Origin of the sequence: Phyllobacterium myrsinacearum (assembly GCF_014138285.1) — a bacterium.
GTDB classification, from domain to species: Bacteria; Pseudomonadota; Alphaproteobacteria; order Rhizobiales; family Rhizobiaceae; genus Phyllobacterium; species Phyllobacterium myrsinacearum_A.
This window is the reverse complement of sequence record NZ_JACGXN010000004.1, coordinates 132,631-147,102: the sequence shown is the minus strand read 5'-3', so window position 1 is coordinate 147,102 and position 14,472 is coordinate 132,631. Positions and strand designations below refer to the sequence as shown.

Genomic DNA, 14,472 nt, shown 5'->3' with positions numbered 1-14,472 from the left:
GCGAAGCTGATGGCGGGGATCAGACTGACGGAAGGCGCCGTGGCGGCGGATGGAGAAAGCATTCTTTCTCCCCCGCCCCGAAATGACAACTCCATTGCATCGAAACTAGACCGGCTGCTTGGACATCTCGTCGAATTTCCTGTGGCAATCCTTGTTGTTGCCGAGGTGGTCATTCTGTTTGCGGGCATTATCGCCCGCTACGTCGTGCATCAACCGTTGATCTGGTCGGACGAACTCGCATCAATCCTGTTTCTGTGGCTCGCCATGCTTGGTGCCGTCGTCGCGTTCCGGCGCGGCGAACATATGCGCATGACAGCACTGGTCGGTATGATGAGCCCGAAGCGGCGGGCGTTCTTCGACGTCATTGCTGTTGTCGGTGCGATGGCATTCCTGCTGTTCATCGTATATCCCGCCTATGATTACGCCCATGAGGAAACCTACATCACCACGCCTGCGCTGGAGATAACCAATGCGTGGCGCGCGGCGGCATTGCCTGTTGGCGCCGGACTGATGATCATCTCGGCTCTCATCAAACTCTTTCAGGTATCGAATCTGCGGAATGTCGTAGCTGCGGTTGCGCTCATCGGTGTCGTGACCCTTGCGTTCTGGCTGCTTGGCCCTTCCCTAAAACCGCTGGGTAACATCAATCTGCTGATTTTCTTTGTCGGCGTGGTTGCAGCGCTCGTTCTCAGTGGCGTCCCCATTGCCTTTTCCTTCGGTCTTGCCACGTTCGGTTATCTGGCATTGACCACGAATGTGCCGATGATCGTTGTCATCGGACGCATGGATGAAGGCATGTCTCACCTCATCCTCCTGGCTGTGCCGCTCTTTGTGTTTCTGGGCGTACTCATTGAAATGACCGGCATGGCGCGCGCTATGGTGCAGTTTCTGGCGAGCCTGCTCGGGCACGTACGCGGCGGCCTGTCCTATGTGCTGATCGGCGCCATGTATCTGGTCTCCGGAATTTCTGGTGCCAAGGCCGCCGACATGGCTGCGGTCGCCCCGGTTCTCTTCCCCGAAATGAAGGCACGCGGTGCCAAGCCTGGTGATCTGGTTGCCTTGCTCTCGGCCACCGGCGCGCAGACAGAGACCATCCCGCCCAGCCTCGTGCTTATCACCATTGGCTCTGTAACCGGCGTTTCGATAGCGGCGCTGTTCACCGGGGGCCTGCTACCCGGTGTTGTTCTGGCGGTCATGCTGTGTTTTGTCGTCTGGCGACGCTATCGCCACGAGGACCTGTCGCATGTGACGCGCGCAACCGGACGACAGATCGGGCGGGCATTTGTCATTGCTCTTCCCGCTCTGGCGCTTCCCTTCATCATTCGCGCTTCCGTTGTCGAAGGTGTGGCGACAGCGACCGAGGTGTCGACCATCGGTATTGTCTACTCCGTGCTGGCCGGGCTTTTCGTCTACAGACAGTTTGATTGGGCAAGACTCAAGCCGATGCTGGTGGATACCGCCTCGCTCTCCGGCGCAATTCTCCTGATCATCGGGGCCGCTACGGCCATGGCATGGGCATTGACACAGTCCGGCTTCTCGCGTGATCTCGCCGCCGCTATGGCTGGCCTGCCGGGCGGGCCCATCACGTTCCTGGCGGTATCGATTGTTGCTTTCATCATCCTCGGCAGCGTGCTGGAAGGCATTCCTGCCATCGTACTCTTCGGTCCGCTGCTGTTCCCCATCGCCCGACAGGTTGGCGTGCATGAGGTGCACTACGCCATGGTCGTGATCCTTTCGATGGGTATCGGCCTTTTCGCACCGCCCTTCGGTGTTGGATATTATGCCGCCTGCGCCATTGGCCGGGTCAACCCCGACGAGGGCATGCGGCCAATCTGGGGTTATCTCGCAGCCCTTATTCTCGGCATCATTCTTGTGGCTGCCGTTCCATGGATCTCGATTGGCTTCCTGTAATGACTGAAAGACTGAAAGACAAAATCGCCATCGTTTTCGGGGCAGGTTCGTCCGGCCCCGGATGGAGCAACGGCAAGGCCGCCGCTGTCGCTTACGCTCGCCAGGGCGCAACCGTCGTGTGCATCGACCTGCAGGAGAAAGCTGCCGAGGAAACAGCTGCGATTATCGCGTCTGAAGGTTTTTCCGCGATTGCCGTAACGTCCGACGTCACGAACAGCGCATCCGTTACAGAAGCCGTAGATAGTACGATCAAACGCTATGGCCGGATCGATATCCTGCACAACAATGTCGGCGTCGCCACGTCGGGCGGCCCGGAAGAGCTCGACGACGAGAAATTCCGTATATCGCTCGATATCAACGTTGGCTCGGTTTTCCGCACGGCCAAAGCCGTTCTGCCGCATATGAAGGCACGCAAATCCGGAGCAATCGTCAACATCTCCTCATTGGCAGCCATCCGCTGGACCGGCTATCCCTATTTCGCCTATTACGCAGCCAAAGGCGCCGTCAATCAGGCGACGGTGGCGCTTGCCATGCAATATGCCCCGCACGGTATCCGCGCCAATTGCATCATGCCGGGCATGATCGACACGCCGCTGATCTACAAGCAGATTTCCGGTAATTACACCTCCAACGAAGAGATGGTCGCTGCCCGTAATCGTCTTGTTCCCTTGGGACAGATGGGAACTGCGTTTGACGTGGCCAATGCAGCCGTCTTTCTTGCCTCCGACGAAGCAAAATTCATTACCGGAGTCTGCCTGCCCGTTGATGGCGGGCAAAGCTGTTCGGCGGTGGTCGGTGCCTGACCGCCGGTTGCAGCAGCCCGGCCCGGCGGCGGTAGAACGGTTCGAAAGTTTCCTCGGGACGGGGCGCACGTTCAGCTTTGACCTTCAACCGGGTCTCAGCATCAACGACGCCATTGCCATCCCGCTTGCCGCCGCAAATCTCCGCGCTGCTGCGCTTGTCATCGAAGGCGGGGCTTTTGCCCCTTTCCATTATCTCATGCCGGCACCGTCCGCCGATGGTCTCCATGCAGCCTGGTACAGCGATACGTTTTCACCCGCGGGTGAAACCCTGATGGAACGGGGCAATGTCACGTTTGGCGAGCGGGACGGCGCGCCGTTTATCCATTGCCATGCCACGTGGATCGAACCGGATGGCAGACGCTGTGCGGGCCATATCCTGCCGCACGAAACGATCGTCAGTCAGCCGATCCGTGCCACGGCGTGGGGTGTAGAGAGTGTGCGCATGGTTTCGGAGCCGGACACGGAAACGGCGTTCACCATTTTCCATCCCGTGCCCGTCGCTGATCAGCCGAGCGCGTTCGCAGGTCCGCAGACAATCATCGCCCGTGTTCGGCCAAACGAAGACATCACCGGCGCGCTTGAAGCCATCTGCCGCAAGCATGGCTTTACCGGCGCTCATCTGCGCGGCGGTGTCGGCAGTCTGATCGGCGCGCGATATGTGGACGGGAGCAGGGTCGACGATATCGCGACGGAAGTGTTCATCACCGGCGGATTTGTTTCGGCGGACTCCAGTGCAACATGCGTCGAGATCGTCATGGTTGATACCAGAGGCGGCATCTCCCACGGGAACCTCCTGCGCGGCGACAATCCCGTCTGCATCACCTTCGAACTGTGTCTGGAAGAGGCCTGAGCAACCTCTTCCCCCAAGCAACAGAGAGGATCACTATCATGACGACATTCGATACCGGCGAGCGTACAGCCCTTGTCACCGGCGGCGCGTCGGGAATCGGCCTCGCCACGGTTCATGCTCTGGCAAAGGATGGCTGGAAGGTTGTCGTCGCGGATCGCGACGTTAAGGAAACCGTGAAGGCAGACTTTGGCAAAGCCTTTCCTGATCGCATCCGGTTCGTCCAACTTGATGTCACCGACGAGCATGCCGTCGAAGCATTGATGGCCGAGACGGAAGCGGAGTTCGGCCCGATCAGAGGCATTGTCTGCTCCGCGGGGATCGGCCGCGATACCCCCTTCTTCGACACCACGGCCGATATGTTCCGGCAGATTTATGAGATCAATGTCATCGGCACATTTCTGGTCACACAGTCCGGCGCGCGCATCATGGCGGCAAATGCCGGCGGCGCGATCGTCAATCTCGCGTCGATCTCAGGCATGCGTGGCAATATAGGGCGGTCGGCCTATGGCGCGTCAAAAGGTGCGATCATCAATCTGACCAAGGTGATGGCCGTCGAGCTCGCTCCCTATAACATCCGCGTTAATGCCATTGCACCCGGCCCGGTCGAAACACCCATGGCAGCTGCCTTGCACACACCCGAAATACGGGAGGGCTGGAGCAAAACAGTACCGCAGCGGCGCTATGGCCAGCCGGAGGAAATCGCCAGCACAATCGCCTTTCTTCTGGACGAAGGCCGTTCGAGCTATGTCACGGGACAGACACTTGCTGTCGACGGCGGATTCACCGCCGGAGGCCTCATCGGCTAGAAATTCCGATGCGCTCACCCATGTCTGGTTCCGGATAGCTCAGGCTCTGCAGCTGTGTCGGGTCAACACCCTCAATCCGGCGCAACACAGCGCGGGCGAGTTCACGCCCGGCATGCCGGATATCTTCGTTATAAACGATGACCTCCGGCCGGAACCACTGCAGGAAATTCGTGGTCTGCTTCGACACCAGATCAATATCCTGTCCAAGCTTCAGGCCAGTTGCCTCAATACCTGCGACAACAGCCACGGCCAGACCGCCGGTACAGCAGATGATCCCGTCCGGCGGGTTTGGTTCGCGCATGAACATCTCGGTGCGGTTGCGCACATCGGTAAGCGAGAGAGTACCATTCCAGTGATCGAGCGTGACAGCTGTTGCACCGGTTTCCTGCAGGCCGCGCCTGAAACCATCGTCCAGATGCCAGTAATAGGTATGCGCCGGACTCGGCCCAGCCACCATGGCAATCCGACGGCGCCCCCGTTCAACCAGACTTTTCACGGCCGCATACGCATAAGCTTCATTGTCGAAGTCGTGAAACGGATGTTCGATGCCCATTCGGGTCCGCCCGTGGGTGGCGAAAGGAAAGTGATGATCCGTGAGATAACGCACGCGCGGATCACTTGGCTCAGTCTGGGACATGATGATCCCGTCAGCGGACCCCGTTTCAATAATGTAGCGGATTGGGTGCATCGGATCATTTTCAGGCGAGTACGGGGTAACGATCAGATGGTATGGCGTCTCGGCCAGAACTTCGGAAATGCCATAGACCAGATTGGACGTGAGCCCCATGATCTCGCTCTGCGCATTGAGCACAAGGCTGATGACATTGGTCTTTCCGGTCCGCAGTCGGACACCCGCGCGGTTCGGCCTGTAGCCGATCTGCTTCGCAATCAATTGCACGCGGGTCTTGGTTGCCTGCCCGATCTCCGGCGCATCCTTCAGCGCCCGCGAAACAGTCGTCACGCCGAGCCCTGCCATGAAGGCGATGGTTTTCAACGTTGGCCGTTCGCCCTCTGCCGGAAGCGCCGCCTTTTCCTCATCAAAAGGAATATGCCGTTTGTCATTCATATCAGTTCAACCATTAGCCAAGCTTTCGCCCTGTATGGACCTGTCAACACGCATCTTCAAGACACTTTGCGCAATTTTCTGTATCGTTTCAGATTATTCAAATACATGACTCCCGCGCTTCAAGTTCACAAGGCATCTCCAGCCCTGCATCTTTCCAGTTCCTCTAGTGCTTCCAACGATGCAGATGCTTATACATTTGCATGTGTTCAAGTAAAATACTGATAAATAACAACTAAATCTCAACGCTACAGCATTTATATCGATGATCGAAAAAATTACAGCATGGCAATTGCATCACAAAAAATTTTCCTCTACCGTACCTGTAACGTTTCAGATTTGGGAGGATACGATGCGTTACCGGACATCACTGGCCATTTTGGCTGCATCAACACTGTTATGGACAACCGGCGTTGCTGGCGCCGTGGATCTTGAAGTCACTCATTGGTGGACGTCGGGCGGCGAAGCTGCGGCGGTCAAGGTTCTCGCAGAATCCTTCGACAAGCAGGGTGGCGACAAGTGGGTCGATGGCGCGATTGCCGGCAGTGGTTCGACGGCAACCCCGATCATCGTCAGTCGTATCCTTGGCGGCAACCCCATGGGCGCAACCCAGCTTAACACCGGCCGCGATGCGGAAGATCTGGTCAAGGCAGGCATGATGACCGATCTCTCGGAGCTTGCGGCGAAGGAAGGTTGGACCGATTTCATCCGCCCGGCAAAGCTGCTTGATGCCTGCAAGTATGAGGGCAAGATCTACTGTGTGCCTGTTAACATTCACTCGGCGCAATGGATGTGGATCAATCCCAACACCTTCAAGGATGCCGGGGTGCCTGTTCCAACCAACTGGAAAGAATTTGTCGCTGCCGCGCCAAAGTTGAAGGAAAAAGGCATTATCCCGCTGGCCACTGGCGACGCCTGGCAGGTCAATACCATTTTCAACGTCATGATCCCGTCTCTCGGCGGCAAGGAACTTTTCAAGAAAGTCTATCAGGACAAGGATGCGGAAGCAGCCGCCAGTCCCGAAATGAAGGCCGTCTGGGAGTCCTTCGCACAGACCCGCGGCCTGGTTGACCCCGGTTATGTCGGCCGCTCCTGGAACGAGGCAACCAATCTGGTGATTACGGGTAAAGCCGGTGCGCAGGTCATGGGTGACTGGGCGCAGGGAGAGTTTGGCGTAGCCAAGAAAGTTGCAGGCAAGGATTATGATTGCCTGCCTGGGCTGGGCGGCAACGCCATCCTCGATACGGGCGGCGATGCCTTCTACTTCCCAAAGAACCAGAACCCTGAGGTGACCAAGGCACAGCTGAAGCTGGCGAGCCTGCTGCTTTCAAAGGAAACACAGGTTGCATTCAATCTCGCCAAGGGCTCGTTGCCGGTGCGCGGCGATGTGGATCTGGAAGCCGCCAATGCCTGCATGAAAAAGGGCATCGAGATTCTGAAAAACCCCGAGAACATTCTGCCATCGCTCAATCAGAATCTGACCGCCGATACCAAGGGGCAGATCGAGGATTTGACGAAGGAATTCTTTGCGGATGCCAGCATGTCCGTTGACGATGCGCAGGCACGCTTCGTCGATATCATCAAGCAGGCACAGTAGAACGCCCCTCCTCTTTGCAAGCCGCCGGTCACACGAGCGATTGGCGGTTGCCGAGAGGGCTGACGGAGAACACAATGAGTTCCACAGCGCGTCCAAATACAATTTTCAAAAACCTGAATGCCAAGGTAGCGGCACTGCCGATGATTGTGACGGTGCTTGTTGTCTTCATCGGCTGCACGGTATGGACCGTCGTTTATTCTTTCACCGCATCGCGGGCGCTACCCGAGCTGACATTCGTCGGATTTGATCAGTACACCCGTCTCTTCAACACGCCCCGCTGGAACATCTCCGCCATCAACCTTGCGATCTTCGGCGTCTTCCTGTTGCTGTTCTCATCGGTCATCGGCTTCCTTCTTGCCGCGCTGATGGACCAGAAGATTCGCTTTGAAAACACGTTCCGTACCATCTTCCTCTATCCCTACGCGCTCTCCTTCATCGTCACGGGTCTGGTCTGGCAATGGATACTCACGCCAACCTACGGCATTCAGAGAGTGGTGCGGGATCTGGGCTTCGAAAACTTCAACTTCTCGATCCTGAACGACCAGCGCTACGCGATCTATGCCGTTGTCATTGCCGGTCTTTGGCACGGCACTGGCCTCGTCATGGCACTGATGCTCGCGGGCCTGCGCAACATTGACGAGGAAATCTGGAAGGCCGCGCGGGTCGACGGCATTCCGATCTGGAAAACCTATCTTTTCATCATCATTCCGATGATGCGGCCCGTCTTCATCACAACCATCGTGCTGACCTCAGCTGGCATTGTACGGGTCTACGATCTCGTCGTCGCACTGACCGATGGCGGCCCCGGCAATGCCAGCGAAGTTCCCGCAAAATATGTCTACGAATTCATGTTCCGGCGCGCCAACCTCGGACAGGGCCTTGCCGCATCGACAATCATGCTGACCACCGTTCTCATTATCCTCATCCCCTGGGCTCTGATGGAATTTCGCGAGGGTAAACGCAAATGACCGTTGCAAGCCAGACCACCATCGAACCGCGCGGCAAACGTCCGGCACAGCGTTTCGCACCATCAACGATCATGATCTACGGCGTCCTGCTGGTGGCCGCGATCTACTACCTGTTGCCGCTTTATGTGATGATTATCACTTCGCTCAAGGGCATGCCGGAAATCCGTCTTGGCAACATCTTCTCGCCGCCGGTGGAGGTCACCTTCCAGTCGTGGAGCACAGCCTGGGACAGTGCCTGCACCGGTCTCTATTGCGAGGGCCTGAAGGTCGGCTTCATGAACTCGGTGAAGATCACGATACCGAGCGTCATCGCATCGATCATGATCGCCTCCGTGAATGGCTATGCACTTGCCAACTGGCGCTTCAAGGGATCGGAAGTCTTTTTCAGCATTCTCCTGTTCGGCGCATTCATCCCCTATCAGGTGATGTTGTATCCACTCGTCATCATCACCCGTGAACTTGGCATTTTCGGCACACTGACCGGTGTTATCGTGATCCATACCGTCTTCGGCATGCCGATCCTGACGCTGCTCTTCCGCAACTATTTCGCTTCGCTGCCGGTCGAGCTCTTCAAGGCCGCCCGGGTCGATGGTGCGGGTTTCTGGCGCATCTTCTTCCAGATCATGGTGCCAATGTCCGCGCCTATCTTCGTTGTTGCGATCATCCTGCAGGTCACAGGCATCTGGAATGACTTTCTCTTCGGTGTCGTGTTCGCCGGTACGAAAAACGTCCCCATGACGGTGCAGCTCAACAACATCGTCAACTCGACGCAGGGCGTCAAGGAATACAACGTCAACATGGCGGCAACCATTCTGACAGGTCTGGTGCCGCTGCTCGTCTACTTCTTCTCAGGCAAATATTTCGTCAGGGGCATTGCCGCTGGCGCCGTCAAAGGATGAACGCGCATGCAGCCAATCTTTCTACAACGGTTTCACGGGAGCGGATCGGCATGACCCAGCAAAGTCCCAGCGTTTCGATCAAGGATCTTTCGCTCAACTACGGTTCGGTCAGCGTACTCAAGGATCTCAACATCGACGTCGCCGATGGTGAATTCCTGGTGCTGCTGGGACCTTCCGGTTGCGGCAAGTCCACCTTGCTCAATTGTATCGCCGGACTGCTGGAAATCTCGGACGGGCAGATTTTCATCAAGGATAAGAACGTTACGTGGAAGGAGCCGAAGGATCGCGGCATCGGCATGGTGTTCCAGTCCTATGCGCTCTATCCGCAGATGACGGTTGAGAAAAATCTTTCTTTCGGTCTGCGTGTGGCGGGACTGCCCAAGGCGGAGATCGAAAAGCGCATCGCCAATGCCGCGGACATTCTTCAGATCGGGCCGCTCCTGCAACGCAAGCCCGGCGCACTTTCCGGCGGCCAGCGCCAACGCGTCGCCATCGGCCGGGCACTGGTGCGCGATGTCGACGTATTCCTGTTCGATGAGCCCCTGTCCAATCTGGATGCGAAGCTGCGCTCGGAACTGCGTGTCGAGATCAAGCGCCTGCACCACAAGCTCGCCAACACGATGATTTACGTGACGCATGACCAGATTGAGGCATTGACGCTTGCGGATCGCATCGCGGTCATGAAGGGCGGCTTGATCCAGCAACTGGATGAACCACTCACCATCTACAACAAGCCGCGCAATTTGTTTGTCGCAAGCTTTATCGGCTCACCCTCGATGAATTTCCTCAAGGGGGAGATTGCCGAAAGGGACGGCAAACCCATCTTCAGTATCGCCGATCTTGACGTTTCTCTGGAGAGTTATGCGGCACTCGAACCCTTGCAAGCGGGACGTTCCGTCATTTTCGGGTTTCGCCCCGAGCACATCACACTCAGCGATCAACCCGGGCCCGCCGGCCGCTCCTGTCAGGCGACCGTCGATCTCGACGAGCCTATGGGTGCCGACAGTCTCGTGTGGCTGAAAGTCGCCGGCAAGGCTGTGTCCGTTCGTGTCGACTCCGGACGGCGTTACCAGAATGGTGAGATCGTCCATCTCACGTTCGATCCAGCACTTGCATCCCTTTTTGACTCCCAGACCGAAGACCGAATCTAGCAAACCATATGGAGTACTGACCGTGACTGATTTTTCCTACCAGCTCTACAGTTCCCGCAATTTTCCGCCGCTCGATAGAATACTCCCGATCCTGCAGAAGAATGGTTATGCGCAGGTCGAAGGCTATGGCGGGCTTTACGCGGATGCGGCGGCAACCCGGGCCGCGCTCGACGCCTATGGCCTCACCATGGCATCCGGCCATTTCAGCATCGATCTCCTGGAAAAAGAACCGAACAAGGTACTGGACATAGCCGGTACGTTGGGCATGAAAGCCATCTATTGCCCACATCTGGCAGTTGAACAACGTCCGTCGGATGCGTCCGGCTGGTCGGATTTCGGCAAGCGGCTTGAGGCGGCTCACGCCACCTACAGCAAGGCAGGGTATCTCTTTGGCTGGCACAACCATGATTTCGAGTTCAAGGCACTGGCTGATGGCTCGATCCCGCAGAAACTCATCCTCGATGCGGCGCCAGGCATTTCATGGGAAGCCGATATCGCCTGGGTCATCCGTGGTGGGGCTGATCCCTTCCAGTGGATCAAGGATTACGGTTCCCGCATCAGCGCAGTCCACGTCAAGGATATCGCACCGGCAGGCGAAAACACCAATGAAGACGGCTGGGCGGACGTTGGCCACGGCACCGTCGACTGGAAAGCACTCTTTGCAGCGTTGAAGAATACGCCAGTCCAGTACTTCGTCATGGAACACGACAATCCGTCGGATGATGAACGGTTTGCCCGCCGTTCCATTGCTACGGTCAAGGCATTTTGAAGAAAGACAGCATCATGGCAAAAACACTTGGTATCGGCATTATCGGTGCGGGCAATATTTCCGCCACCTATTTGAGGCTCGGCCCGCTCTTCAAGGGCATTGAAATGCGTGCTGTCGCCGATCTGAACAAAAAGGCGGCAGAAGCGCGCGCCAAGGAATTTGGCGTTGAAGCGCGCAGCATCGACAAGCTGCTTGCAAGCGATGATATCGACCTGGTCGTCAACCTTACCGTGCCGGACGCGCATTTTGCCGTCTCGCACCAGATCCTTTCGGCCGGCAAGCATCTCTATTCGGAAAAACCGCTCACCCTGTCGCTCAAGGATGGCATCGAGTTGCAGAAGCTCGCCCACAAGAAGGGTCTGAAGGCGGGCTGCGCACCCGACACCTATCTGGGCGGGGCGCACCAGCTGGCGCGTAAAGCGGTGGATGACGGCAAAATAGGCACGATCACATCGGGGACCGCCCATGTCATGAGCCACGGCATGGAACACTGGCATCCTAATCCGGACTTCTTCTTCCGCCCCGGCGGTGGCCCCATCCTTGACCTTGGCCCCTATTACATTGCCAATCTGGTCAACCTCATCGGGCCGGTGAAGCGGGTGGCTGCCCTGACATCGATGGCAACGCCGACGCGCACCATTTCCAGTGAACCGCGCAGGGGGGAAACCATTGAGGTAACAACGCCGACAACCATTCAGGCGCTGCTTGAATTTGTCAGCGGCGCTTCAATCACCCTGTCTGCAAGCTGGGATGTCTGGGCGCATCATCACCCCAATATGGAACTCTACGGAACGGATGGCTCGCTGTTTCTGCCTGATCCGAATTTCTTCGGCGGCGATGTCAAACTGGCCAAGCCGGGAAAGAAGGCAAAATCGTTGAAGAGCTGGGCACATCCTTTTGGCATTCCGAACCAGAAGCATTCTGTCGGCATGATGGCCAATTATCGCACGGCCGGGCTGGCAGACATGGCGGCGGCCATTATCGAAGGCCGCGACATTCGCTGCTCCATCGACCGGGCACTGCACGGCGTCGATGTCATGGTTTCAATCCTGCGCTCCGGCGAGGAAAAGAAGTTCATCGACATCAAATCGAGCTGTACCCGTCCCGAAGCTCTTGGAATCAAGGAAGCCAAATCCTTGCTCAAGAAGAAATAAGCCTCCCAAGGCGATTCACCCCCTCTGCCCGGTGCGGCAGAGGGGTTTGGCTTGGGTTTCAATCAGTGCTTTGCACCGGATCGAGCAAGTGCGGCCCCGGTCCCTGTTCCGACAGTTCATCCCACGGATTACGCAAAGGGCAGTCCTGCATTGACAGACAGCCGCACCCTATGCAGCTGTTCAACTGGTCACGCAGTCCGATCAGTTTGTTGATCCGGTCATCCAGATCCGCTTTCCAGCCTGCCGAAAGTCGCCGCCAGTCAGCAGGTGTTGGGGCGCGCCCCTGCGGCAAGGTCGACAAAGCTTCTGATATCGATGACAGCGGTATGCCGGTCCGCTGTGCGACCTTGATGATGGCAACGCGGCGCAGAACCTCGCGTGAATAACGACGTTGGTTGCCTCGGTTGCGTTCGCTTTGGATAAGCCCCTTGCTCTCGTAGAAATGCAGCGTCGAAACCGCCACGCCGCTGCGCGCCGCCACTTCACCCACTGTCAGCTGTCTATGCCGTTCGCATGGTTTGATTGTCATGGCCGCACCTCAACCTCAATATTACTTTAGGTTTATAGTGAACTGCCCGAACATTGTAAATTTGTTGGGTAAGCTATTTTTCCGGCTGGACATGGCACGCGAGAGAGGTTCCTTTAGGGGAACGAGTTTGACATTCGCATCCCATTTGACATCACCCGAGATATGCAAATGTCAAATTCAAAGGACCACTAGCGTCCGACATGATCATTAGGAGGAAGAGTATGCAGACCCGTTTCACAACGGTGGTTTCTTTCACCGTTTCGCTCGCTTTGAGCACAATTCCCATCACCACCGCCTTGGCAGCATCGCCCGAACCGGCAAAAGCCGAGCATGGCATGGTCGTGTCAGCCCAGCATCTGGCAACGGAAGTCGGCGTTGACGTTCTGAAAAGTGGCGGCAACGCCGTGGACGCGGCGGTAGCTGTGGGCTATGCGCTCGCCGTGCTTTACCCGACGGCAGGCAACATTGGCGGCGGCGGTTTCATGACGATTCGCCTCAAGGACGGCAAGACCACCTTCCTCGATTTTCGCGAGCGTGCTCCGCTGGCAGCCACTAAAACCATGTATCTCGATGACAAGAGCAATATCGTCAAAGGTCTGAGCCTCGACGGTTATCTGGCGGTTGGTGTACCGGGATCCGTTGCAGGATTTGAACTGGCGCGTGAGAAGTATGGCACCAAAAAACGCGAGGAATTGCTGGGACCGGCAATCCGTCTTGCGCGGGATGGTTTCGAGCTGGTTCAGGGTGATATCAATTCGTTCAAAGCCGGCAATAAGAGGCTCGCCAAGGATCCGGCCGCTGCAGCAATTTTTCTGAAGCCCGACGGCAAGCCCTATGCGGTCGGCGAGACGTTGATTCAGACCGATCTTGCTGCAACACTCTCCGGCATTTCTGAAAAAGGCACGGACTCATTCTACAAGGGCGCGACCGCTGATGCGATCGTCAAGGCCAGTCAGGACAAGGGCGGCATTCTCGCCAAGCAGGATTTCGAACAATACAAAGTGCGCGAACTGGAACCGATCAAATGCAATTACCGCGGATATGATATTGTATCGTCACCACCGCCAAGCTCCGGCGGCGTGATCATCTGCGAAATCCTGAATGTTCTCGAGGGCTATCCGCTGTCCTATCTGGGCTACGGTTCCGCAGAAACCGTGCATGCGATGGTCGAGGCCATGCGCTATGCCTATGTCGACCGCAACTCGGCACTTGGTGACCCGGATTTCGTCAACAATCCAGTCTCGAAATTGCTCGACAAGGCCTATGCCAAGGAAATTCGCGAGAAGATCAGTCCATTCAAAGCAGGGATTTCCAAAGAGCTGATGCCCAAGGGCCTTGGCGAAAGCAAGGAAACAACGCACTATTCGATTATCGACGATGAAGGCAATGCCGTTGCCGTCACCTATACGCTGAACGGTTCTTTCGGTGCCGGTGTCGTTGCCCCCGGGACCGGCATCCTTCTCAACAACGAAATGGATGACTTCACTTCCAAGCCCGGCGTTCCCAATCTCTATGGCCTGGTGCAGGGCGAAGCCAATGCCATCGAGCCCAAGAAGACGCCTCTCTCCTCCATGAGTCCGACGATCATTTCCAAGGACGGCAAGCCGTTCATGGTCATCGGCAGCCCCGGCGGTTCGCGCATCATCACCATCACGCTGGAAGCGATCCTCAACGTGATCGACCATGGGATGAACATCCAGGAAGCGATTGACGCGCCGCGCATTCATCACCAGTGGCTGCCTGATAAAGTTTACATGGAGCCCTATGCGCTGTCAGCCGATACGCGCAAGGTACTGAGTGACATGGGCCACGTCGTCCAGATCGACAAGGACTGGTCGATCTGGGGTCAAGCGGCCGGTATTCTCGTCGGCGGTGCAAGCCTTTCGGATATCGAAAAAGGTGATGGTGCACGCTACAACGGCGCTATCGACAGCCGGGCGAGTTCAGGCGAAGCAAAGGGCTACTAAATCGC

General features: G+C 57.0%; 13 protein-coding genes. 11 read left to right on the top strand and 2 right to left on the bottom strand.

All coding sequences use genetic code 11. The features are described from left to right. Window positions 1-9: 9 nt before the first annotated feature. The 4 genes from FHW16_RS15375 to FHW16_RS15360 are packed head-to-tail and all read left to right on the top strand — an operon-like array spanning window position 10 to window position 4,370. Window positions 10-1,911, top strand: coding sequence for a TRAP transporter large permease subunit (locus tag FHW16_RS15375; RefSeq protein ID WP_182550096.1), 1,902 nt, complete (start codon window positions 10-12; stop codon window positions 1,909-1,911). Further along, window positions 1,911-2,714 (top strand): SDR family NAD(P)-dependent oxidoreductase, encoded by an 804-nt coding sequence (locus tag FHW16_RS15370; protein WP_182550095.1) that lies wholly within the window; start codon window positions 1,911-1,913, stop codon window positions 2,712-2,714. The genes FHW16_RS15375 and FHW16_RS15370 overlap by 1 nt, the downstream gene beginning before the upstream one ends. Further along, window positions 2,677-3,564, top strand: coding sequence for a PCC domain-containing protein (locus FHW16_RS15365; protein WP_182550094.1), 888 nt, complete (start codon window positions 2,677-2,679; stop codon window positions 3,562-3,564). The genes FHW16_RS15370 and FHW16_RS15365 overlap by 38 nt, the downstream gene beginning before the upstream one ends. A gap of 38 nt (window positions 3,565-3,602) precedes the next feature. After that, entirely contained in the window at window positions 3,603-4,370 is a 768-nt protein-coding gene (locus FHW16_RS15360) for an SDR family NAD(P)-dependent oxidoreductase (RefSeq protein WP_182550093.1), read from the top strand. Here FHW16_RS15360 and FHW16_RS15355 read toward each other — a convergent pair. Beyond that, window positions 4,360-5,436, bottom strand: a complete 1,077-nt coding sequence (locus FHW16_RS15355) for a LacI family transcriptional regulator (RefSeq protein ID WP_182550092.1) — start codon at window positions 5,434-5,436, stop codon at window positions 4,360-4,362. The genes FHW16_RS15360 and FHW16_RS15355 overlap by 11 nt on opposite strands. Before the next feature lie 349 nt (window positions 5,437-5,785). Between FHW16_RS15355 and FHW16_RS15350 the strand changes: the two genes are divergently transcribed. The 6 genes from FHW16_RS15350 to FHW16_RS15325 all read left to right on the top strand — a co-directional run bounded on the left by FHW16_RS15350 (window position 5,786) and on the right by FHW16_RS15325 (window position 11,971). Further along, window positions 5,786-7,030: an ABC transporter substrate-binding protein gene (locus FHW16_RS15350; RefSeq protein WP_182550091.1), complete on the top strand. Its 1,245-nt coding sequence runs from the start codon at window positions 5,786-5,788 to the stop codon at window positions 7,028-7,030. Between the two features lie 74 nt (window positions 7,031-7,104). Further along, window positions 7,105-7,998 (top strand): carbohydrate ABC transporter permease, encoded by an 894-nt coding sequence (locus FHW16_RS15345; RefSeq protein ID WP_182550090.1) that lies wholly within the window; start codon window positions 7,105-7,107, stop codon window positions 7,996-7,998. Then, a complete protein-coding gene (locus tag FHW16_RS15340; protein ID WP_182550089.1) occupies window positions 7,995-8,897 on the top strand; it encodes a carbohydrate ABC transporter permease in 903 nt (300 codons plus the stop codon). Before FHW16_RS15345 ends, FHW16_RS15340 begins: the two co-directional genes overlap by 4 nt. Window positions 8,898-8,947: 50 nt before the next feature. Next, window positions 8,948-10,048, top strand: a complete 1,101-nt coding sequence (locus tag FHW16_RS15335; RefSeq protein WP_182550088.1) for an ABC transporter ATP-binding protein — start codon at window positions 8,948-8,950, stop codon at window positions 10,046-10,048. Window positions 10,049-10,070: 22 nt separating this feature from the next. Further along, entirely contained in the window at window positions 10,071-10,817 is a 747-nt protein-coding gene (locus FHW16_RS15330) for a TIM barrel protein (protein WP_182550087.1), read from the top strand. A gap of 14 nt (window positions 10,818-10,831) precedes the next feature. Beyond that, window positions 10,832-11,971, top strand: coding sequence for a Gfo/Idh/MocA family protein (locus FHW16_RS15325; protein WP_182550086.1), 1,140 nt, complete (start codon window positions 10,832-10,834; stop codon window positions 11,969-11,971). Between the two features lie 58 nt (window positions 11,972-12,029). Here the strand turns inward: FHW16_RS15325 and soxR are convergent, their stop codons facing one another. Then, the gene (gene soxR, locus FHW16_RS15320) at window positions 12,030-12,500 is read right to left on the bottom strand and encodes a redox-sensitive transcriptional activator SoxR (RefSeq protein WP_182550085.1); all 471 of its coding nucleotides are present in this window, start codon (window positions 12,498-12,500) and stop codon (window positions 12,030-12,032) included. A gap of 221 nt (window positions 12,501-12,721) precedes the next feature. On the opposite strand from soxR, the gene ggt reads away from it, so the two are divergent. Further along, window positions 12,722-14,467 carry a gamma-glutamyltransferase gene (gene ggt / locus FHW16_RS15315; RefSeq protein WP_182550084.1) on the top strand — a complete coding sequence of 582 codons (1,746 nt, stop codon included), beginning with the start codon at window positions 12,722-12,724 and terminating at the stop codon, window positions 14,465-14,467. Window positions 14,468-14,472: the final 5 nt, after the last annotated feature.

Excerpts from the sequence above, each read along its gene's own strand:
- FHW16_RS15335 (WP_182550088.1), top strand. The coding sequence starts at position 8,948 with ATGACCCAGCAAAGTCCCAGCGTTTCGATCAAGGATCTTTCGCTCAAC.
- FHW16_RS15360 (WP_182550093.1), top strand. The coding sequence starts at position 3,603 with ATGACGACATTCGATACCGGCGAGCGTACAGCCCTTGTCACCGGCGGC.
- soxR (WP_182550085.1), bottom strand. The coding sequence starts at position 12,500 with ATGACAATCAAACCATGCGAACGGCATAGACAGCTGACAGTGGGTGAA.
- FHW16_RS15375 (WP_182550096.1), top strand. The coding sequence starts at position 10 with ATGGCGGGGATCAGACTGACGGAAGGCGCCGTGGCGGCGGATGGAGAA.
- FHW16_RS15365 (WP_182550094.1), top strand. The coding sequence starts at position 2,677 with ATGGCGGGCAAAGCTGTTCGGCGGTGGTCGGTGCCTGACCGCCGGTTG.
- FHW16_RS15370 (WP_182550095.1), top strand. The coding sequence starts at position 1,911 with ATGACTGAAAGACTGAAAGACAAAATCGCCATCGTTTTCGGGGCAGGT.
- FHW16_RS15340 (WP_182550089.1), top strand. The coding sequence starts at position 7,995 with ATGACCGTTGCAAGCCAGACCACCATCGAACCGCGCGGCAAACGTCCG.
- FHW16_RS15325 (WP_182550086.1), top strand. The coding sequence starts at position 10,832 with ATGGCAAAAACACTTGGTATCGGCATTATCGGTGCGGGCAATATTTCC.
- FHW16_RS15345 (WP_182550090.1), top strand. The coding sequence starts at position 7,105 with ATGAGTTCCACAGCGCGTCCAAATACAATTTTCAAAAACCTGAATGCC.
- FHW16_RS15355 (WP_182550092.1), bottom strand. The coding sequence starts at position 5,436 with ATGAATGACAAACGGCATATTCCTTTTGATGAGGAAAAGGCGGCGCTT.
- ggt (WP_182550084.1), top strand. The coding sequence starts at position 12,722 with ATGCAGACCCGTTTCACAACGGTGGTTTCTTTCACCGTTTCGCTCGCT.
- FHW16_RS15350 (WP_182550091.1), top strand. The coding sequence starts at position 5,786 with ATGCGTTACCGGACATCACTGGCCATTTTGGCTGCATCAACACTGTTA.